Consider the following 21,810-nt stretch of genomic DNA (forward strand, 5'->3'; position numbering starts at 1 on the left):
CCAGACTTAGAATGGCCTGTATAGCTACTGCCGAAAAGCACGGCAAACTAGACCGAGCATATTAAGAACAAGAAGAAGGTGAGTTGATAAGGCAATGAGCAAAACAAAACGATGGGTACTGTTAGGAGTATTGATCGTCGTACTGCTTTGTGGTGCCGCCGCCATTTTTGGATTTTTTCGGCCGTCATTAAAAACCTTCGCGGATACAGATGGGACAAAATTGAAATTCAAAACAGAGGGTACAGGCTTTCTTCTATACGGTGAAAATGAAAAATGGAACGAAATGTTTGTAAAAGGCGTCAATCTGGGAGCAACGGTTCCGGGTCACTTTCCAGGCGAGCTGCCCGCAACCGAGGAGGATTATCTTCGCTGGTTTAAACAGATTGATGAGATGGGGGCGAATGTAATACGGCTTTATACCGTACACAACCCGGTTTTTTACTCAGCAATCGTGAAATATAACCGGAATAAAGGTGAGGATCCGCTTTACTTCATGCAGGGCATATGGTCCCCCGAAGAGCAGCTTATCGAACAGCAAGATGCATATGCGGACAATATTCATCAGATGTTCAAGGAGGAGATCACCAAAGCGGTTGCTGCTGTGTACGGGGATGTGACGGTGGATGCAAAGCATGGTGCTTCAAGCGGTAAATACACAACAAATGCCGGGAAATATTTGATGGCGTGGCATGTGGGTACGGAGTGGGACCCTTCCATGGTCAAAAATACAAACGACAAACATAAGGATGCCTCACGTCTTGAAGGGACCTATTTCTCTGCTACTGCAGAAGCAAGTCCGTTTGAGAATTGGCTTGCGGGCTTGCTAGACTACACGGCTGCAGAAGAGCAGAGATATGGATGGCAGCATCCGATTACGTTTACGAACTGGGTTACGACGGATGTGCTTGAGCATCCGGGAGAGCCGCTGTTCGAAGAAGACATGGTGTCTGTAGATGCACGGCATATCAAGCCGGTGGATTGGGACGCAGGTTATTTTGCTTCCTATCACGTTTATCCGTATTATCCCGATTTTTTCCGGACCGACAAAAGTTTGCGGACCATTTCCGACGGAAAGGGCGGTTATAACACCTATAAAGCCTATTTGCGGAAATTAAAGGCGGAATATACGGATATGCCGATTATGATCACTGAATACGGTGTACCGTCTTCCATGGGTATTTCCCATCACGGTCCAGGCGGCCGGGATCAGGGCGGCCATGATGAACAGGAACAGGGACAGATCAATGTTTCTTTGACCCAAGATATTTATGACGAAGGGTATTCAGGAGCCATCCTGTTTATGTGGCAGGACGAATGGTTCAAGAAGACTTGGAATACGATGCCGTTTGAAATCCCTGCAGATAGGCGGGCTTACTGGCTGAATGTGCTGACAAACGAAAAGATGTTTGGTGTTCTTGCTATGCTGCCCGGTAAGGAGGAGCTTCTGAACATTGATGGAAATCTGTCAGATTGGGACAAGTTGCCGGAAGGAGAGGTGAAGCGCTGGGAAGGTAAGGCTTCAGGCGTGAAAGCAATGCAGCTGATTCATGATGAAGCTTATCTGTACATTGGTATGGAACTTGATCAGGAATTTGATCCGAAGAAATCTAAACTTTACATCGGTGCGGATACGATAGAAGGCGGCGAGCAGCCGTTGAAAGAATTGGCAGGCCGAACATTGGAAGGCGGTGGTCTGGAGACGCTTATTGAGCTGGGAAAAGACAGTGAATCACAGGTTAAGATCGCCCCTTCTTATGACTTCCACAAACGCCTCTATGGCAAGGACGGATACTGGATGCTTCCTGAGGACGAAGAGAAGGGAGACCAAGCAGCTAATCAGGATGGAAATCCTGCTCCGTTTAACTCCTGGAAGCTGGGTATTAGCCTCATGATGAACCCGCCGGATACGCGCTTTGCGCATCCGTTTGTGGATGAGACGGTCGGATTTCTAAAGCGCGGCTCCACGAATCCCGAAGCGCAGGATTTCAGTTCGCTTGCCGCTTGGCAGTATAAAGGCAACGTCGTTGAAATGCGAATTCCATGGATGCTACTCGGCTTCGCGGATCCAAGTTCTCTACAGGTCATTGACTATAGCGCGATAGAGGATCGAAGAACATTCAAGACGGCGACAGCCGGAGGTATATGTCTGGTACCGTGGATTGTAGATCGAACGGAGGTTGGAAATGTGGACAATAACAGTACAGTAGGTGAAGTAATTAGCCTGCAGAGCACCACTTCGTATACATGGGAACCGTGGGAAACGGTCAAGTACAGCGAACGTTTGAAGAAGAGCTATTATGCGATGAAGGAGTTTTTTACCGGAGTGCCTGATATCCGGGACAGCAAATAGTTAACAAAAAAAAGGAGGAACCATCGGATATGTTTTCAAATTTAGCCTTGGCTTATATGTTCATTTATGTTTGTCTGGGCCTGATCGCACTCGGCATAATCCTGTTGTTCCAAATGAAAATAAAGCATAATGCCGAACAAAAGCAGTCAGAGTTATACCAAGAGAAACACCGTGATTATTTCATGTACGTGCAGGCTCATCTGCATGATGATGTTTCGCTTGAGCTTCCGCCAGGGAACCTCAAAGCGCTGGAACGCCGGGTTATACAAGATAAATTTATGGAATGGATCGAGCAGTTCAAGGGAGAAGCCCAGACGAAACTGATCGGGTTGTGCAAAGAGGCCGGTTTCGTTGAATTTGAAATCCGTGCTCTTGGAAGCTTCCGTTACAGTCGACGAATTGAGGCGGCTTACCGTCTGGGTGTCATGAGGGCTGAGGAGGCGGTTCCAGCGCTCGAAGTGCTGCTGGACCGAACCAAGTATGGTCCCTCGACCATTATTATTTCCCGGGCTATTGCCAAAAGTGCAGACCGGCCGGATCAAATCCGCGCTATGCTGTCGAAGCTTTTATCTTATGAGAAGGCGATTCACCATATGGCAGCCGATATTTTGCTCGAAACCCGTTTGGATTCAGCTGGTCTGATGCGCAAGCTGCTGGATGATCCGAATCCAGGTCTGGTTAAAGTAGCTCTGGTTGCTATGTGGGGACAGGCGGTGCCTGCGGTCGTTCCCGCACTCGACCGACTGGTCGGCTCCGAGCGGAAGGATGTTCGTGCTGAGGCGGTTAAACTGTATCTCAGCTCAAATCCGGTGTTGAAGGACGAGACGATCGCACAGCTTATGAATGACGGTGAGTGGGAGGTGCGCGCGGCAGCCGCTAAAGCACTCGGTCCGCTTCATGCGGCAGGTAGCATACCGCTGTTGTCCGCTGCGCTTCAGGATGAGAACTGGCATGTCCGGAATAATAGTGCGGAAAGTTTGTCGTTATTAGGAGAGCAAGGCTTTGATGTACTTTGCCAAGCTGCATTAACCAGGACCGGTGCGGCGCGGGAAACGGCACTCAACCGGATTGAACGGATTATGGCGAAAGAAAGTGATCACGAGGCGGTCGACCAAATGGTTGCATTTAACAAAAAAAAGCTGCTTTACGAAAGTTATTTCGGTGTTCAGCCGAACAAGCGGACCGTACAAGTGGCAAGAGTAGGAGGGGATTACACTGCTTAGAGACATCCTGCTCACATACGGTATGGTAGCTATTTATTATGTCATGATCGTCAATGTGCTCTATTTTGCAATATTATTGTTTTCTTTCATGAATATCGGAAGTATTTTTAGGCGGGCATCGTTTTCCAAATACAATACGCTGTCGGGCTCGGAGCTGGTTCCATCGGTATCCTTGCTCGTTCCGTCCTACAATGAGGAACTGACCATTATTGAGAACGTCCGCTGTCTTATGACACTTAACTATCCGACGTATGAGGTCATTGTGATTAACGACGGGTCTTCCGACGAAACACTGGATGTGCTCATCAAGGAATATGGCCTTCAACGTGTCTCGAATCCTGAGTTTCGAGGGACGATTAATACGAAAAAGGTCCGAGGCGTTTACTATAACGAGCAGTATCCACATCTGTTCGTTATCGATAAGGAAAATGGGGGTAAAGCGGATTCGCTGAATGCGGGCATTAACATGTCCCGTTATCCTCTTATTTCCTCCATTGATGCTGACTCTTTGCTGGAGAAGGATGCGCTAATCCGCATGGCACGGATGTACATGGAAAATCCGGAGGAAACTGTCGCTGTTGGCGGGGATGTACGCATTGCCAATGGTTGTGTCATCGAGAATGGAGCGGTTAAGAACGTTTCGCTGCCGCGCCGGATGTGGCCGATGTTCCAATCTATTGAGTATTTGAAGGCGTTCCTTGGCGGGAGGATTGGATGGAGTCATATTAACGGACTTATTATTGTTTCCGGAGCTTTCGGTCTGTTCCGTAAGGATTATGTCATTGCCGTTGGCGGATACCGTGGTGGATATCCCGGAGAGGATATGAACATTATTATCAAACTGCACCGCTATATGCTGGAGAACAAAATCCGTTACCGGATCGCGTTTTGCCCCGAGGCGGTCTGTTGGACGCAGGCACCGGACAGCTATCATATTTTGTCCAACCAACGAAAGCGCTGGGGCAGGGGTAATCTGAAGAACATGATCGAAAACCGGGACATGGTATTCAACCCCAAGTACAAGACGATGGGCATGATGACTATGCCTTACAACGTTATTTTCGAAGCATTAAACCCTTACATTAGAATCACGGGCCTGCTGGCTCTGATAGGATATGTTTTGCTGGATATGACCAATTGGCAGATTCTTGTGGTGTTCGGATTGGTGAACCTTTTGAGTGGATACCTGCTTAGTGTGGGGGCGCTCATATTGGAGGAGATGGCCTTCCGCCGATACAACAAGCTGTCTGATCTTGTGAAAATGCTCCTCTTCTCGGCGCTCAAGTTTGTCGGATATCACCAACTTGGCGTGTTGTGGAGAGTGCAAGGACATATTCAATACCTTCAGAACAACAACTCCTGGGGAACGATGACCCGGCAGAGCTGGAAAGATGAGAAAGAGGCCGCCTGACTTCCAGGCCCGATTGATTTTATCATAATTCAAACTGAGAAAGGTGGATTTGATCATGTCTCAAACGGCAACATTGCAAAGAGAGCAAGGTACGGATCTGTACAGTATTTTGGAACAAGAAGTACGGAAAGACCCAAGCGGGACGTGCGCTCTCCTATTCTTATACTGCGCTGGTGAATCACCTGGTCTTGAAGGGCAGGTGAAAGGTTTCTTTAATCCGTTGTCCGGCTTACATGGCGAGGTCCGGAAGGATCCTGTCACGAAGACGTTGGCAGTCATCCTGCCGGGTATGACGCTGGATGCAGCTCATTACCAGGCGCTGCTGCTCAAGCAGCTTTTGCTCGAGATGAACGAGAATTATGATCCCCGGATAACACTCGCTGCTATGTCCGATGCCCCTTCGCCGCAAGTGCTGAAGCAGATGGCGGAGTCCGCTCGTCTCAGCACCTCTCCAGATATTCATATCTTTACCGAAGATGAGACGGGTGCGGATACGAACCGGATTCTTATTGTGGATAATGACACGACGGTGCGTGAATTTTTGCAAATCCGTCTGGCTATGCAAGGCTACGAGACCCTGGAAGCGGTCGATGGTCTGGAGGCACTGGAGCTTATCCCGAAATGGGAGCCTGACTTGGTACTGACGGAGCTAAATCTGTATGGCATTGATGGTCTTCCGTTCATTTATCACATTCAGCAGCTTGATGTGAAGTCACCGCCGAAAATTGTCGTGCTAACCGAGAGGCGTGTGGAGCAGACGATCAGCCAATGCTTCCAGAACGGGGTGGATGATTATGTGACCAAGCCGTTCTCACCGGTAGAACTGGATGCACGTATCCGCCGCTGCCTTCACTAAACAATTGAAATAAAACGTTTTTGGAGCTTCTTAAGACAATACACCGATGGAGGTAGATGCTCGTGAATGAGGAATACGAAACTTTGTTAAACGCGATTGAAAGCAAGAAAGCTGTCCTGGGGGTAGTGGGACTCGGTTATGTGGGACTTCCCCTGGCCGTGGAAATGGTTAAGCAGGGCTTTACGGTAGTAGGTATCGATCTTGACTCTGACAAAATTGACCGGATCTATCGGGGAGATTCCTATATTTCTGATATTTCGTCCGAAGAACTGGCTGCTTGCATGCAGACAGGGCGATTCAAACCTACAACGGATTACAGCATGATTGCTGTCATTGATGCGATCAGCATCTGTGTGCCGACTCCTCTGAGCGAGAATCAGGACCCGGATACTTCATACATTACCATGGTAGTAGAACAACTCAAGCGTTTCATGAAGCCGCGGCTGCTAATAACGCTGGAGAGCACAACGTATCCGGGTACAACGGAGGAATTGATACAGTCGGAGATTGAAGCCCTTGGCTACACGGCCGGTAAAGATTTTTTCCTCTGTTTCTCCCCGGAGCGTGTCGATCCGTCGAACAGTCGCTTTAACACCCGGAACACGCCTAAGGTGATTGGTGGAACAACGGAAGCGTGTCTGAAGCTGGGAGCAGCCCTGTACAAAGAATACGTGGATACGGTTGTACCTGTCAGCTCGCCGAAGGTTGCCGAAATGTCCAAGTTACTGGAAAATACATTCCGGAGCGTCAACATCGCTTTTGTTAACGAAATGGCGATGATGTGCGACCGAATGGGTATCGATGTTTGGGAAGTCATTGATGCTGCAGCCACGAAGCCGTTTGGCTTTATGCCGTTCTATCCTGGACCCGGCATTGGGGGGCACTGCATCCCGCTGGACCCGATGTACTTGTCCTGGAAGGCGAAGGGATTCCGCTTCTACAGTAAGTTTATCGAGCTGGCCCAGTCGACCAATGACAATATGCCTTACTATGTAATTAACAAGACCGCTACCATTCTGAATGAATATGCCAAATCTATTAAGCGCTCGAATATTCTGCTGCTCGGTATGGCGTACAAGCCGGATATTAGCGATCTGCGGGAATCACCTGGGCTTGAGGTTTACGAGCAGTTTAAAGAGAACGGGGCTAACGTTGACTATTACGATCCGCATGCTCGCAGCTTCGAGGACAAGAGCGGAGAAACGGTCAACAGCGTCGATTATGATATAAAAAAGTTCCGCAAGTATGACTGCATGGTGTTAATTACGAATCACAACAGTTTCGATTACAGTCTTATCGCTTCTATGGGTGTGCCTATTCTTGACACCCGCAACGCGTTTAATACGTATGCCCAGCCACATATATATAAAATCGGCCACTCGGTTCAGCATGTTCCGGAGCCGGGCGAAGCGATGCTAATTTGAACTGGAATGGAGGAGAGGAATGAGGTTTTTATCGGCAAAAGCCAATTTTTGCATCACCGCCGTGATCATCTGTCTTTTGCTGCTCCTCTTTCTTCTTCCATCAGCACCTGTGAAGCAAGATAAAGCGACATGGTTGTGGGACACTGCTATCATTCGGAGCGAATCGGAAGAGATTCTGGATTTTAGCGGAAGAGAAGGAGTCACTACCATTTTTCTGCAAATTCAAGAGAGTGTGCCTGCGGAAGATTACCGCCGATTTATCCGTTCTGCACATGAGGTGAATATTGCCATTCATGCCTTGGGCGGGGAACCTGACTGGGCGTATGCTGATCAGCGCGAAGAAGGGGGGAAATTAATGTCCTGGCTTGAAGAATATAATATGGAGTCGAAGCCGGAGGAACGCTTTCAAGGTGTTCAGCTGGATGTTGAGCCCTATGTCTTAAGACGCTGGGAACGTGAACAAGAGCAGGTCGTCAAGGAATGGAGCAGGAATATGGAGTCATGGGTGCAGGAAGCAAGACGCCAGGGGCTGGAGATTAGCGCTGCGGTTCCTTTTTGGTTGGATTCGATACCAGGGCCTGAAGGTTCAGGCAATTTCAGCCGCTGGATGCTGGAACAGAGTGATGCTGTTGCGGTCATGTCTTACCGGGACGATGGGGAGAAGATGTATGAATTGTCCCGCGAAGAGCTGGAGCAGGCCGACGAGCTGGGCAAATCCGTTTGGATCGGTATGGAACTGACAGATACGAAAGAAGGAGATCATCTAACTTTCCACGGTAAAAGTGCAAAGGTGATGAAGAACGAAGCGCGCCGCGCGGCTGCATTAGGGACGGAACATCCGTCTTTTGCCGGCCTTGCTGTTCATCATTATCAGGCATGGCACCGCAAAACAACTGCTATGACGAACGAGAACGACAGTCGATAATGGATGAACAGGATTCAGAGTAAAAAGGAGACACTTCATGGTAAACAGCCGTTTCCCGCTACAGATAGGGAACGGCTGTTATTTTTCTGAGTAGCGCTTAGATGAGGTAATGGTTCTCAGAGAAATCAATCAATGAATCAGCCTTGATTCTCTGACTTTCCGCACCAGACGGTCCCCCGCGCGGTTTATAGGTTTCTTCAGTCCGATACCGATGGCGAGTGCCGCGACCGCAAAGACGAGTAGGATGAGTAGGTCGCGATATACAATGTCCCACAAAATGCCCCCGACTGCTTCGCGCATCATGCTGATCGCATAGGTAAAGGGAAGGAAGGGATGAAGAGCCTGAAAGAAGGCGGGAGTCATCTGAATGGGGAACGTTCCTCCCGCGCCTGCCAGCTGAAGCACAAGCAATACGATCGCCATTGCCTTGCCTACATTGCCGAAGACGGATACGAGCGTGTATACGATCAGCATGAATACCGAGCTGATTACAACAGCAAATAACACAAACCAAGTGGGATTTACGACATAGGTTCCCAGAAGAAACAGGTCACCGAGCGTGACGAACAGCGCCTGACAGACTGCGATGGACAAGAAGGTGAGAAAGCGGCCAAAATATACTGCTGTGCTTCCGAACACAGCCTCTTCATGATGCACCTCTACGCTTAGCAGTGAAACGAGTAGCAGTGCCCCGACCCACAGTGATAAGGTCGTGAAAAAGGGGGACATGGCTGAGCCGTAGTTCGGAATCGGGTACAACCGGTTTTCTTTAAGCACCACCGGCTCCGCAAAGAATTGGCTTTCCTGCTCGAAATTGTTCTTGAGCAAACTGATAATCTCCCTGAGATCCCCTTCTTGCTCCAGCTTGCGGAACCCGTCTGCAAGTTTGGAAATTTGCTGCTCGGCTTCTGGAAGACGGTTCTGTACGGCAATAGCTTCTTTTCCACCTGCGGCAAGGCCGGTTTCTGCATGTTGGAGAATTTGGTTTACATCAGGAAGTGCCTTTAAAGCCTGGTTTAGCTCGGTTTGGACAGTCTGAGCTGTCTTCCCCGCCCGTTCCAGACCTGCAGAAATCCGGGGGCCGATCTCGCTATCATAGCGACTTAGCAGCCCACCTGACAATTTGGCTGCATCATCTGCCAGCTGCCTTAATTTAGTGAGCTGACTCGCTCCAGCTTCGCCATCTTGTCCTATGGCCGTAATGGCGGCCTGAATTCCTTCTTGAAGCGAAGCCCACCGCTCGCTGATACGTTTTAGATCGGCGACCGCTGCGGCCGCGCCGGTGCCCGGTATAGCTGAATCCAGATGCTGGAACAATTCGGACAGCCGATTTGCCACTATTGCGGCTTCTCCGGCGCGTGTCCCAACCTCTCTCAAGCGAGCCTGAGCTTCCTCAGGAGAAATCCCGGACTGCTCTGCGAGGGCTATTGCCTGCTGAACGGAGGTTGCAGCTTCATTCAGCACAGCAAGGTCCTGCTTTACACGCGGCTCGAGCGACACGGACGCTTCGGATGTCTGTTTGGCAAATCCGGCAAGAGCCCCTGCCGCCTCCTGACCGCTGCGGCCCATCTCCTCCAGCACGGGCAGTGTCTTTTTTGATTGGGCGACCAGTTTGCTGGCGGTTTGCATATCCGTTATGGCGATTTCCATGGCCCTGTTTAGCTCTGGAAAATGATTCTCGATGCGAAACACTAAACTCTCAACCTTTTTAATCGTTGGAAGTTCATTTTCCAACTCGATCCCAAGTGCATTGAACATTTGGAAGATAGTCCCGTCAGCTGTTTTAATAAAATTTTTGCTGACCTCTTCAACGATGCTGGACGCTCCTTTAGCTGTGACCTTTGGAGCGACTGCATTTATTTTTTCGTTCGTATAATATAGAATTTCCGCTTTTACCGGTTCGTCAGTAAGTACGGTGCCGATCCGTGCCGAGAAATCCTTAGGAATAACAATGGCGGCATAATCATCACCGTGTTGTACACCTTTTATAGCCGATTCTTGATCTGTAAACCGCCACCCCAGACTGTGGTTGTTCTGGAGTGAACGTATGATTTCTTGTCCTGCGTTGATAGGTGTGCCGTGAAGCGTCGTACCAGCGTCCAGATTGGCTACCGAGATGGATAAACCGGAGGTTTGGCTGTATGGATCCCATGAGGATGCAATATTAAACCAGGCATAGAGCGAAGGCAGCACGGCGAGACCTATAATCAGTACGGCAGCAGCCCAATTTGTCGTTATGTTTTTGAGGTCGGTGAGGTAGATACGGATCATATTCCGGATGACACATCCCTCTCTTTCAAGTCCGTTTAGGCTAGTATGCCGCCAAATTTGAACCTGAATACCGATAAAGCCTGTTCATGGCTTCTTTCTGGATAAGTTCCCATGATAACCATAGAGTCCGGTTATAGCCACGGCACATAAACACGGCTTCAATTCCGCCAGATTTACGAGTTTCTTCCGAGATCCGGATACCGTGAACGCGAAGCTTTTGGCGGACAGACCAGAGATTTCTGGAGGTTTCCTTTTCAATGAGGCCGAGGCTGCGGATATAAAGTGTGGGCATTTTCAGGGAAAGTGTATGAAGGGTATCGATGTCCCGTCTCAGCATTTTCAGCATAATGCCGTGTACCACATAGGATCTGACAAGCAGATCGTCTTCTTCTGTCGGAGCCGGAGGGAGGAGGGGCTCTCTCATTATGTCACTTCCTTACAATATAGAAACGTGTGTTCTTATGTTATTCATGTTAAACGACGATTATAACTCTGGCAAGTCGTAAATTTTTTGGAGCCGGAACTCGTCATCTTTATCTTTTTGTTATAATGACAAATATGTGTCCGCCTGCAGCATGCAGAGGGATTTGATTCAGATAGCAGGGAGTGATGTTGGTGATTTTGCACAAAGGGGAAGTTTTGTTCCATCAAGGGGATAGCGGTGAATTTTTATATCACATCAAAAGCGGATTGTTTAAGGTAACAAGGCTGCATGAGAATGGGAATATCGTGCTGTTCAACATCTTGTATCCGGGTGAGACAGTTCCGCATCATTCACTCATCAGCCAAAAGGAAACACATGGTACAGCCACAGCGGTCATCCGCAGCGAAATCGAGATCATCTCGGCAAAAGAATGGTACCGCGAGTTGAAGGAGAACCCAGACAGGCCGCTGGAAGTAGCAAGACTTTTACAGGAGAAGGTTCGGTTCATGCAGCAGCGCCTGGACCACCTGACGGTAGGCACTCCCGCTGAGCGGCTGGAGCTGTTGATCAAATGGCTCGATGATTATTCACAAGGATTGCATCTGACCGAGCTGCTTACACAGGAAGAGATCGGTCAGTTGATCGGGGTGCGGCGCGAGACCGTAAATCGGCTGCTAAGAGGACAACATTAAGAAAAGCCGGGAGGAATGCTTCTTGCTGCATCATGTGGAGATAAATACAAGTGATTTGAATCGGAGTCGGGAGTTTTGGGGGTGGCTGCTTACAGAACTGGGCTATCGTCCATATCAGGAATGGGACAACGGAATTAGCTGGAAACAAGGAGCTACCTATCTTGTATTTGTGCAGACGGAGGAACGTTTTCTTTCCCATTCTTACCATCGGCGCACAACGGGACTGAATCATCTGGCATTTCATGCAACATCCCGTCAGCAGGTGGATGATATGGCGTCAGAATTAAAAAGAAAAGGGATACCTGTCCTGTATGAGGACAAGTATCCCTATGCTGGCGGTCCGAGCCATTATGCCGTGTTTTTCGAAGATCCTGATCGGATCAAGGTTGAACTTGTGGCACCGGACCACGAATAGGCCAGTTTAAGCTTCCAAAGATGCTGCAGGGCCGAAAAATTCATAATGAATCCGTTCGTCCGGGAGCCCGAGAGCCTTGAGGTCACGCTGAACTGAGGACATAAACGGCAGAGGTCCGCAGAAGTAGCAATCGGACATCGGATCGACCGTGTCGCGAAGGAAGGAAAGATCGATGTATCCCGTTTTATGGCAGGATTCTCCCTCCAGTGGACGTTCGTAGATGACGTAGGAGTTCAACTGTTTATGGGTGGAGGCGAGTTTTTCGATATGTTCTTTCATGGCATGATGGCTGCCGTCAATAGCGGAATGAATATAGGTTACAGGGCGTTGTGGCTGAGTAGAAAGGGCTGCTTCAAGCATACTTACCATTGGAGTTAGACCAACGCCTCCGCTGATGAGCACAAGGGGATGTTCATCGGTCTGATCCAGCGTAAAGGACCCGGCAGGTGCGCTAAGCTCCACTACTGTGCCTGGCTCAGCATGGCTGTGAAGCCAGCTCGATACGATTCCGGCAGGTTTGTCATCTGCGGCGTCTTCTCGCTTGACACTGATTTTATAATAAGGCTGTCCCGGGGCTGCAGAAAGGGTATAGTGCCGGATATGCGTATATTGCTCGCCTTCAGGCTTCACCCGCAATGTAATATACTGTCCCGGTTCATACTGGGAAATTGCTTGCCCATCTTCGGGTTTTAAGTAGAAGGAAGTGATGACACGGCTTTCTTCCACTTTACGGTCGATGATGAAGTTCCGGTAGCCTCTCCACCCGCCTGGCGCAGCTTCAGCAGTGTTGTACATATCTGCTTCCACACTAATAAACACGTCGGCTATAATCTGGTAAGCCTTAGCCCATGCATCCATAATCTCGGGTGTGGCAGCATCACCAAGTACGTCTTTGATGGCGGCGAGTAGTGTTTCGCCAACGATTGGATAATGCTCTGGCAGGATGTTCAGGGCGCGGTGTTTTTCTCCGATTTGCTTGACGACAGGCAGTATATTTTCCAGACGGTCGATATTGGCGGCGGCAGCATAGACAGCACCCGCAAGGGCGGTTGGTTGTTTGCCTTGACGCTGATTTGCATGGTTAAAAATATTTAAGAGCTCAGGATGATGTCGGAATAATTTTTGGTAAAATACGGTGGTAATTGCCTTCCCATGGACTTCCAGAACGGGAACCGTGGATTTGATGATTTCAATGGTATGTGGGTCTAACATGTCAAAATCCCTCTCTTCCAAAAGTATTGTGTGACTTTTCTCATATAAGTATAGGCAGGGTGGGGGAGGGAGAATGGTGATTTTGATCACAGGGCATATTTCAGAATCGTGAACATATACATGAATCTAATAAGTTGGCAATGAATAAATTCACAATAAGCTGGATAAATGCCAATTTATTCAAGTAAGCTGTTTAGTTAATATCGTAAATGTGTTATAATATATTTAGCACGGATTGAACGGAAGGAGATTTCACCGGTGAGTTTCTTCTCTAGTTCAGTCTATCTATAACAAATTAACTAAACAAGAAAGGATCAGGATACCATGTGTCCCCGAAGGACGAATCCCCAAAGGACGATTTGGAAACGTTATGATCTCTCATACACATAGCTTCCTTCGTAGAGCGAAGTCGGACGTCTAAAGACAAGGACAGTCTCTGCGAAAGGAAGGAAGCATTGATGCGAAGGATGAACTCCTCAAGGTTACCTTTCCGTAGAGGTTGGACTATGTCTGACCAATCTACTACGACTAGAGGGAGCCTGTATGAGGACAAGAAAAGACATCATTATGATGATGCACACGATGTTAGCTATGTTGTTTGGAACGTTTTTACTCGCATTTACCTATTATCACATTAATTTTCAGAACCATTTATCGGAAGGCGGATTTGTGGGGCTGGCGCTGCTGGGCAAGTATATTTTGGATATACCACCAGCGCTTAGTATGATCCTTTTGGATATACCAGTGCTGATTGTTGCCTGGTTCTTAAAAGGTCACAAATTTATTATCAACACAATGATTGCCGCCGGCATGTTTTCATTCTTTTATGCAATTATGGAACGTTATTCTACTGTTGTTATTGACCTTAACCATAATTTGTTGGCGGCCGCTGTGATTTCTGGTCTGCTTACCGGATTTGGAGCCGGGATCGTTCTTCGCTACGGCGGAGCAACGGGTGGGGATGATGCCATATCCGTATTGATTAGTGAATGGAGTGGACTGAAGGTAGGGACGGTATTTTTCCTGATGGACGCTGTCGTGCTTCTGCTCTCACTATTCTATCTGCCATTGGTTGAAACGCTGTATACCATTCTTGCCGTGTCCATTGCTGGACAGATGATTACTATAACGGCAACGTATGGCGTGGAGAAGAAACCGAAAACGGCACGAGTTACACGCAATCAGGTTGCTCCAACTGCGCAGCATTCTGTTGGAGGCCGTTAATTTTTAATACGAAAAGCTCGCCTGGATCAGGGCGAGCTTTTTTATTTGCAGTGACTCTAGGATGATGCTTTTTTTATTGGAACAGCTGCAAATATTCGCCGTATCCTTCGCTTGCCATATCTTCTTTAGGTACAAAGCGCAGAGCGGCTGAGTTGATGCAGTAACGGAGGCCGTTCGGACCAGGGCCGTCCTCAAAGACGTGTCCCAGGTGGGAATCGCCCTGCTTGCTGCGGACCTCGGTACGCACCATCATATGGGTTAGATCTGTCTTTTCTTTAACATTGTACTCCCGTATCGGACGGGTAAAACTTGGCCAGCCGCAACCGGAATCGTATTTGTCCAGGGAACTGAAGAGTGGCTCGCCAGATACGATGTCCACATAAATCCCTTCGCCATGATGATCCCAGAAATCATTTTGGAAAGGAGGTTCAGTTGCGTTGTTCTGTGTTACCTCATATTGAAGAGGTGTCAGGCGGTTCTTCAGTTGATGTTTGTCTTTAACTGATGACCAGTGCGTTTCGATAAAATCCTCACGACCCGATCCTTTGCGGTATCGTTTGTAATGAGACGGATTTTTCTTATGATAGCCCTGATGGTACTCTTCTGCCTCATAAAATTCACTTGCCGGAATGATTGCCGTCACTATAGGTCTATCAAACCGACCGCTTGCCTGCAGAGTCTGCTTGGATGCTTCAGCCTGACGCTGCTGCTCCTCTGTGTGATAGAAGATGGCTGTACGGTATGAAGTGCCCCGGTCGTGAAACTGTCCGCCAGCGTCGGTCGGATCGATCTGTTGCCAGAAGAGCTCCAGCAGTTTCTCATAGGGGAAAATTTGAGGGTTAAATGTTATTTGTATGGCTTCATAATGACCCGTTGTATCTGAGCAAACCTCTTCGTAAGTCGGATTTTTCGTATGGCCGCCGGTGTAGCCGGAGACGACCTTGAGAATGCCGGGCATTTCTTCAAAAGGAGAGACCATGCACCAGAAACATCCTCCTGCAAACGTGGCCAGCTCTGTTGTGTTTGATTGTGTATTATTCATGATATCCCTCCGTAGTCAGGGTGAAGTCATTGCAAATCTCATTATAAATCATTTTACCCTTGTATCCAAAAAAACATCAGATGCTGTTTTTGTGGTGTTTCATTCGATATGCCACGAAACCGATAACGGATACAGCCATCATAATTGCTGCGATGATGGCAAACTGTAGCGGATTATTAGCAAGGCTGTTTCCAAGATAGGCGTAGATCAGAATAGCGGGTATTTTTCCGAGTCCTGAGGCAGCCGTGTAAATCCAGAAAGGGATGGATGCGACGCCGGCATATACGTTTACTGCCATCTGTGGAACAATCGGCATAAGACGTGCAATAACGATAGCTTTAAAAGGATGCCTCTCCACGGCGGAAGTAAACGATTCAATGTAGCGGAATTTAGCCAGGAACCTTCTTCCTGGTTCGCGGTAAACGGAAGCGGCTGCTGCATAAATGATCACGGCGGCGGCAGTCGTTCCCAGCCAGGCTATTGAAGCCCCCGATAAAGTCCCACAGGTATATCCCAATACGCCGATTACCGCTTTGTAGGGGAGGATGGGGAACAGGGCGAGGAGGGTGGTCAGAACAAAGAGAAGAGGCATGGAATCGTTGGTCTTTAGCCAGTCAAAAATTTCGTCTCTATAGGTAAACGCGAGATAAAGTGCGAGGATATATACAACTGGAGTAATCCATTTTTTCATAATAAGTCCTTTCTGCATTTACGGGATATTGTCCAGGTCCATCATATCAAAAATAGAGTCGGTCTGCTTAATCATGAAGAACTTTTGGGCCTGGTTTCGAAAAAAAGTGGATACGCGGTTGATACGTGAAGGCAATAGTTTAAATCAAAAATAATAGTTAGCCAAGCGGGATAACCTTATGATACAATAGTATCTAACCGAATATTTCCCAAAGGGGAGTAGCTTCAACAGTAAAGTCGTCATTACGGGATCGTTAATAACTCCCCGGCTTTATTGGCAACGAATACAGTTGTTAGCGAGACCTTTGCCTATTCTTAAATAAGGTAAAGGTCTTTTTATGTGCCCAAAAAGTGCCGTTTGCCTTGTTTAAGGAGACGGCGCTTTTTTCATGGGATGGAGTGCATCGGTAAGAGGAAACATATTAGATATACAAAGAAAGGTGGAAGAAGAAACATGGATCTTATGTCAATGGAATTCTGGATGGCACTCTTGTCAATTATCGTCATTGACTTGGTGCTTGCAGGAGACAATGCGATCGTGATTGGTCTTGCAGCGCGTAATGTTCAGAAAGAAGACCAGAAAAAAGTAATCCTGTGGGGTACCGTTGGCGCCATTATAATCCGCATTATTGCCACGCTTCTGGTCGTTCAGCTCCTGTTAATACCGGGCTTAAGACTGGTCGGAGGTCTGGCATTGCTGTGGATTGCTTACAAGCTTCTGGTGGATGAGAAAAAACACGAAATATCAGCAGGCAGCCAAATGTGGGCTGCTATCCGTACAATCATTATCGCCGACGCGATGATGGGTCTGGATAATGTGCTGGCGGTTGCTGGTGCAGCGGAAGGGGATTTCATGCTCGTCATTATCGGTCTTGCGATCTCGGTTCCGATTATGGTTTGGGGTAGCACACTCATTCTGAAGCTGACAGATAAATATCCGATTGTTATTACGATTGGTGCGGCTGTACTAGCATGGACGGCATCGAAAATGCTTGTGGAAGAGCCGCTTATCCACGACTGGTTCACGAATTCAGTTGTGAAATATGGCTTTGAATTAATCGTTGTTGCGGCAATCATTAGCCTAGGCACATGGGCTAAGAAAAAGAAAGAAGAAGAAGCCAAGCGCAATCCTGCCCATGTGAAGATGGGTTGATTAGGAATTATTTTTAATTTATTCATTAAAGCAAAGCGGGTATAATGGCTTCATGGAACGTGGGGGCATGATCTATGCCTTCCCCGACATGAGGAGGAGACAGCGTATGGAATCTGCGGACAAAACCGTGGAAGAGCGGATTGTGGAAAGTTACAGGCAGGATGAGGATATGATGATTCTCGTTTTTGCACAGTGGTGTGTTAATCACGGACTGGATCCCGCCGAATTATACCGGAAGGCCTACCCCGATCAGTTGGTCAATGAGCGTCTGGCGAGAGTGCTGGAGCTAACGGTATCAAAAGAGGAGGCCGGAGATATCCCGGATCAAACCCTTCTTGGCGTACTTTCTTTATTTGGGAATGACGATCTGGCCATTGCGGTGGTCGATGCGATTACTGAGCGTGATCAGGTCAAACGTCATCCTGGAGAATAAAATCTTCCATGATTTATAATTAATGCACAAAGCCCCCTGATGTTCAGGGGGCTTTGTGTTGTTATTACACGTAAATAAAGCGATGGAACAAGGATTAGTTTTAGGTTCTATTGGCAATTCGAAATTGTTTTGGCGAAACTCCGAATCGTGAACGGAAAACCCGGTGAAAATACGTATAGTTCGCAAAGCCCGATGTTTCCGCTACATCCTCTAGCGACATGGGGCTGAAAATGATCCTCTCCCGAGCCATATCGAGACGAACTTCCAGCGTATACTGCATGATGGTCGTTCCAAATGCTTCTTTGAACAAATGTACCGCACGTGACACGCTGATATCGACATGAGCAGCGACATCCTCAAGCTTGAAAATAGAGGAGGCATTCTCTTCTATATAATGCTTCATGCGATGCGCAAGGTACGATTTAGGCGTTGTGGTGGGTTGCTCAGAAAGTAGTCGGTCCACTTCGAGGCAAAGTATCCGCATCGTGTAGTCCGAGATCTCGGGAAAGGGATTGGACAAGCGGCGCTGTTCCAGTACGAGCTGACGGAAGAGACCGAGGTGGCGTTCATCTAATGGAATACGGATCCGTGTAGGGCGTTTTTGTGATTTCCACCAGGAATCTATCCAAGGACCTTTGAAAAAAATATGGTAGTCACCGCTCTCAACGGTTAATTCTCCTTGAGGGTTAACTTCGTCGTCGATTTTAAGCTCATAAGGTTGACCCGGACTGAATATCAGAAGGTCACCGGGTTCAATGAGCGATAGCTTGCTGTCGATTCGGGCACGACAGCGGCCATCGGTTTGAAGCCGCATCAAATATGTGTCAAAACCGTTCAACTTGGTCATTTCAAACGGTTTTCGGTGAAATGAGAAATTGGCTGCCATGACGTGGGTGGAAATATCTTCATGCATTGGTGAGTCCCCTTCTAACAATAAAAAAATAATGACCAGATTGTTCATGTTTTGATCATATAATTCATTTTAAATGAAAACGTTTCGGAATACCATGGTACTTAGATTGCCCGAGCATATCCACACTCAAGGAGTGACACCGATGAACAAGATGAAGGCAGGCATAATCGGATGTGGGAATATCAGTGGCATCTACTTTAAAAATTTAAAAGAAAGTCCTTTGGTTGAAGTGGTTGCCTGTGCTGACCTAGTTCCCGAGCGTGCTCAGGAGCGTGCTGATGAATTCAACATCGCAAACGTATACAGCGTAGAGGAAATGCTCGTTCAACCAGAGATCGAATTGATTGTCAATTTAACCATCCCGGCCAGCCACGCCAATGTGGATATTGCCGCATTGGAATCCGGCAAACATGTATATAGCGAGAAACCTCTTGCTATTACACTTGAGGAAGGACGCCGAGTGCTGAATCTGGCAGACAAAAAGGGACTACGGGCGGGATGCGCACCGGATACGTTTCTTGGATCAACCGTCCAGACGGCAAAAGCGGCAATCGATTCAGGTCTGATTGGAAGACCCATTGCAGCGACCGCCTTTAACATGGGTCTTGGACCCGAAGCTTGGCATCTTAACCCTGAGTTCTTTTACGCTCCGGGCGGCGGACCAATGATGGACATGGGTCCGTACTACCTGGCGGCCATGGTTGAACTCTTGGGCCCCGCACGCCGGGTCAGCGCGTCAGCCGGAATTCAAATTCCGGATCGTACCGTAGGATCAGGACCGAACAGCGGGAAGCCGATTACCGTTCAAACGCCTACACATCTGGCCGGTACGGTGGATTTCGAGAACGGCTCAATTTTGACCATGATAACCAGCTTTGACATCTTTGGCGGCTCCGGGTTGCCATGGATGGAGATTTACGGAACACATGGGACGCTCAATCTCACGGATCCGAATTATTTTAATGGTGATGTTAAATTGAGCCGTATGGGATCAGAGGAGTGGGAATTGCTTAAGCCTGTGTTCGAATGCGGCAAGAACGAGCGAGGTCTTGGCATAAATGACATGGTTGAGGCGATTGCGGACAACCGGGATCACCGGGCGAATGCGCGAATGGCTTATCACATTCTGGAAATCATGCAATCGTTCCAGCAGTCCTCCTTGGAAGGAAGGCATGTCGTTCTGCAGAGTACTTACCGTTTCGGCAAGCTGCCGGCTTCGCTGCAGACGGAGATGATCAACAACAGTATTTAACAACAACGTAACACCGATTATGGGAGAGGTGGAAACCGGATGTTAAATGTGGGATTGCAGCTTTATACGCTGAGAGATCAGCTGGAGAATGATTTTGAAGGAACGATTAGAGAGGTAGCACGCCTGGGTTATCAAGGTGTCGAGTTCCATCATTTTTATGGACGCACGGCAGAACAGGTGAAAGCGCTTTTGGATGAAACGGGTCTGGAAGTAATCGGGACTCATGTGCCGTACATACGGCTTCAGGAAGCACTTGAGGAAGAACTCGCCTTCCATCAGGCTATCGGAAACCAATATATTATCGTGCCTTGGCTTGCTGACGAAGATCGGGGAAACTTGGAAAGCCTTGTAAACCATATTCGTATATTTAGTGAAGCTGCACAAAATAAAGGCATTTCCATTGCTTACCACAATCATGACTTCGAATTTGATAAGATGGAAGATGGACGACCTTTTCTGTACGCTCTGTATGATGAAGTGCCAGCGTCCTTGCTCCAAGTGGAGCTTGATACCTGCTGGGTACATTATGCCGGGTACGTTCCATCCGAAGTTATTGCGAAATATGCAGGCAGAACTCCACTCGTTCACCTGAAAGACCTTCGCAGACAGGAAGACGGATCCCCGATGACTGTGGAGCTGGGTGAAGGAGAAGTGGATTTGGCCGCTGTTGTGAAGGCATCCGATGAAGCAGGAGTACAGTGGGTTATTGTGGAACAGGACTTCTGTCAGAACCCGCCGATGGACAGCATCGCCACAAGTATGGAATGGTTAAAAAAACATGCCCTTGAAGGAGGAAATGTACGTGTCTAAGACGTTAAAGATCGGAATCATCGGATGCGGCGGCATTGCCAACGGCAAACATATGCCGAGCCTCAAGAAGCAAAAACAAGTCGAAATGGTAGCTTTCTGCGACATTATTCCAGAACGTGCGGAAAAAGCGGCTGAGGAGTTTGGTGCAGAGGGCACGAAAGTATATACCGATTTCCGGGAACTGCTTAAAGACGGAAGTCTGGATGTAATCCATGTATGTACGCCAAATGATTCCCATGCTGAGATTACGGTTGCTTCACTTGATGCCGGGAAGCATGTTATGTGTGAAAAGCCGATGGCTAAAACAACTGCCCAAGCAAAAGAAATGCTGGAAGCTGCGAAGCGTACAGGGAAAAAGCTGACAATCGGTTACCAGAACCGTTTCCGTAACGACAGCCTGTACTTAAAAGAAATGTGTGATAATGGCGAGCTGGGAGACATTTATTACGGTAAAGCACTGGCTATCCGCCGCCGTGCTGTTCCGACTTGGGGTGTATTCCTTGACGAGGAGAAGCAGGGTGGAGGACCGTTGATCGATATCGGTACTCACGCGCTTGATTTGACCCTGTGGCTGATGGATAATTACAAACCGAAAAGTGTTATGGGAACTACGTTCCACAAGCTGGGTCAGCGTGAGAATGCAGCGAATGCATTCGGACCATGGGATCCCAAAGAGTTCAAAGTGGAAGATTCCGCATTCGGTTTCATTACCATGGACAATGGGGCAACCATTGTACTGGAATCTAGCTGGGCTCTTAACGTGATCGAAACAGGTGAAGCGAAAACCGTATTGGCTGGCACCGAAGGTGGAGCTGATATGAAGGAAGGCCTGCGGATTAACGGAGAGAAAATGAGCAGACTGTATGAAACGAACATTGACCTTGGTTCAGGTGGCGTTGCATTTTATAGTGGATCTGCCGAATCCGACTCAGACCGCGAAGCCAGATTGTGGGTTGAAGCGGTTCTGGAAGATAAAGAGCCGGTGGTAAAGCCGGAGCAAGCTTATGTCGTAACTCAAATCCTTGAAGCTATCTATGAGTCTGCTAAAAGTGGAAAAGCAGTTTATTTTGAAGATTAAGTCTTTGAAGAT

Annotated in this window: 20 protein-coding genes; 14 read left to right on the forward strand and 6 right to left on the reverse strand. The window is 48.1% G+C overall.

The window, feature by feature from the left end:
- Positions 1-94: 94 nt before the first annotated feature.
- The 6 genes from MNQ98_RS10070 to MNQ98_RS10095 all read left to right on the forward strand — a co-directional run bounded on the left by MNQ98_RS10070 (position 95) and on the right by MNQ98_RS10095 (position 8,189).
- Positions 95-2,350: a hypothetical protein gene (locus tag MNQ98_RS10070; protein WP_241933046.1), complete on the forward strand. Its 2,256-nt coding sequence runs from the start codon at positions 95-97 to the stop codon at positions 2,348-2,350.
- A gap of 29 nt (positions 2,351-2,379) precedes the next feature.
- The gene (locus tag MNQ98_RS10075; RefSeq protein WP_241933047.1) at positions 2,380-3,573 is read left to right on the forward strand and encodes a HEAT repeat domain-containing protein; all 1,194 of its coding nucleotides are present in this window, start codon (positions 2,380-2,382) and stop codon (positions 3,571-3,573) included.
- Between the two features lie 43 nt (positions 3,574-3,616).
- Entirely contained in the window at positions 3,617-4,984 is a 1,368-nt protein-coding gene (locus tag MNQ98_RS10080; protein WP_241933048.1) for a glycosyltransferase family 2 protein, read from the forward strand.
- Between the two features lie 55 nt (positions 4,985-5,039).
- On the forward strand, positions 5,040-5,840 hold the full coding sequence (locus tag MNQ98_RS10085; protein WP_241933049.1) for a response regulator transcription factor: 801 nt from the start codon (positions 5,040-5,042) through the stop codon (positions 5,838-5,840).
- A 62-nt stretch (positions 5,841-5,902) separates the two neighbouring features.
- A complete protein-coding gene (locus MNQ98_RS10090) occupies positions 5,903-7,264 on the forward strand; it encodes a nucleotide sugar dehydrogenase (protein ID WP_241933050.1) in 1,362 nt (453 codons plus the stop codon).
- A 19-nt stretch (positions 7,265-7,283) separates the two neighbouring features.
- On the forward strand, positions 7,284-8,189 hold the full coding sequence (locus tag MNQ98_RS10095; RefSeq protein ID WP_241933051.1) for a hypothetical protein: 906 nt from the start codon (positions 7,284-7,286) through the stop codon (positions 8,187-8,189).
- A gap of 129 nt (positions 8,190-8,318) precedes the next feature.
- Here MNQ98_RS10095 and MNQ98_RS10100 read toward each other — a convergent pair whose 3' ends face one another.
- Together MNQ98_RS10100 and MNQ98_RS10105 are read right to left on the reverse strand one after the other, a co-directional pair.
- On the reverse strand, positions 8,319-10,460 hold the full coding sequence (locus MNQ98_RS10100; RefSeq protein ID WP_481856744.1) for a YhgE/Pip domain-containing protein: 2,142 nt from the start codon (positions 10,458-10,460) through the stop codon (positions 8,319-8,321).
- 40 nt (positions 10,461-10,500) lie between these two features.
- Positions 10,501-10,884, reverse strand: coding sequence for a YhjD family protein (locus MNQ98_RS10105; RefSeq protein ID WP_241933052.1), 384 nt, complete (start codon positions 10,882-10,884; stop codon positions 10,501-10,503).
- A gap of 191 nt (positions 10,885-11,075) precedes the next feature.
- On the opposite strand from MNQ98_RS10105, the gene MNQ98_RS10110 reads away from it, so the two are divergent.
- Together MNQ98_RS10110 and MNQ98_RS10115 are read left to right on the forward strand one after the other, a co-directional pair.
- On the forward strand, positions 11,076-11,576 hold the full coding sequence (locus MNQ98_RS10110) for a Crp/Fnr family transcriptional regulator (protein WP_241933053.1): 501 nt from the start codon (positions 11,076-11,078) through the stop codon (positions 11,574-11,576).
- A gap of 22 nt (positions 11,577-11,598) precedes the next feature.
- A complete protein-coding gene (locus MNQ98_RS10115; RefSeq protein ID WP_241933054.1) occupies positions 11,599-11,991 on the forward strand; it encodes a VOC family protein in 393 nt (130 codons plus the stop codon).
- A gap of 6 nt (positions 11,992-11,997) precedes the next feature.
- Here MNQ98_RS10115 and hmpA read toward each other — a convergent pair whose 3' ends face one another.
- Complete coding sequence (gene hmpA / locus MNQ98_RS10120; protein ID WP_241933055.1) at positions 11,998-13,203, reverse strand: NO-inducible flavohemoprotein; 1,206 nt, start codon at positions 13,201-13,203, stop codon at positions 11,998-12,000.
- Between the two features lie 543 nt (positions 13,204-13,746).
- On the opposite strand from hmpA, the gene MNQ98_RS10125 reads away from it, so the two are divergent.
- Complete coding sequence (locus MNQ98_RS10125) at positions 13,747-14,427, forward strand: YitT family protein (protein ID WP_241933056.1); 681 nt, start codon at positions 13,747-13,749, stop codon at positions 14,425-14,427.
- A 73-nt stretch (positions 14,428-14,500) separates the two neighbouring features.
- Here MNQ98_RS10125 and msrA read toward each other — a convergent pair whose 3' ends face one another.
- On the reverse strand, positions 14,501-15,469 hold the full coding sequence (gene msrA / locus MNQ98_RS10130) for a peptide-methionine (S)-S-oxide reductase MsrA (protein WP_241933057.1): 969 nt from the start codon (positions 15,467-15,469) through the stop codon (positions 14,501-14,503).
- Between the two features lie 76 nt (positions 15,470-15,545).
- Positions 15,546-16,160, reverse strand: coding sequence for a TVP38/TMEM64 family protein (locus MNQ98_RS10135; protein WP_241933058.1), 615 nt, complete (start codon positions 16,158-16,160; stop codon positions 15,546-15,548).
- 453 nt (positions 16,161-16,613) lie between these two features.
- On the opposite strand from MNQ98_RS10135, the gene MNQ98_RS10140 reads away from it, so the two are divergent.
- Positions 16,614-17,312, forward strand: a complete 699-nt coding sequence (locus tag MNQ98_RS10140; RefSeq protein WP_241933059.1) for a TerC family protein — start codon at positions 16,614-16,616, stop codon at positions 17,310-17,312.
- Between the two features lie 106 nt (positions 17,313-17,418).
- Complete coding sequence (locus tag MNQ98_RS10145) at positions 17,419-17,745, forward strand: hypothetical protein (RefSeq protein ID WP_241933060.1); 327 nt, start codon at positions 17,419-17,421, stop codon at positions 17,743-17,745.
- A 100-nt stretch (positions 17,746-17,845) separates the two neighbouring features.
- Here the strand turns inward: MNQ98_RS10145 and MNQ98_RS10150 are convergent, their stop codons facing one another.
- Entirely contained in the window at positions 17,846-18,658 is an 813-nt protein-coding gene (locus MNQ98_RS10150) for an AraC family transcriptional regulator (protein ID WP_241933061.1), read from the reverse strand.
- A 142-nt stretch (positions 18,659-18,800) separates the two neighbouring features.
- Between MNQ98_RS10150 and MNQ98_RS10155 the strand changes: the two genes are divergently transcribed.
- Genes MNQ98_RS10155 through MNQ98_RS10165 form a run of 3 tightly spaced genes read left to right on the forward strand, consistent with a single transcriptional unit; the run spans position 18,801 to position 21,798 of the window.
- Positions 18,801-19,910, forward strand: coding sequence for a Gfo/Idh/MocA family protein (locus MNQ98_RS10155; protein WP_241933062.1), 1,110 nt, complete (start codon positions 18,801-18,803; stop codon positions 19,908-19,910).
- Between the two features lie 39 nt (positions 19,911-19,949).
- The gene (locus tag MNQ98_RS10160) at positions 19,950-20,720 is read left to right on the forward strand and encodes a sugar phosphate isomerase/epimerase family protein (RefSeq protein WP_241933063.1); all 771 of its coding nucleotides are present in this window, start codon (positions 19,950-19,952) and stop codon (positions 20,718-20,720) included.
- The gene (locus tag MNQ98_RS10165; RefSeq protein WP_241933064.1) at positions 20,713-21,798 is read left to right on the forward strand and encodes a Gfo/Idh/MocA family protein; all 1,086 of its coding nucleotides are present in this window, start codon (positions 20,713-20,715) and stop codon (positions 21,796-21,798) included. The genes MNQ98_RS10160 and MNQ98_RS10165 overlap by 8 nt, the downstream gene beginning before the upstream one ends.
- Positions 21,799-21,810: the final 12 nt, after the last annotated feature.

Source organism: Paenibacillus sp. N3/727 (assembly GCF_022637315.1).
Taxonomy (GTDB): domain Bacteria; phylum Bacillota; class Bacilli; order Paenibacillales; family Paenibacillaceae; genus Paenibacillus_AQ; species Paenibacillus_AQ uliginis.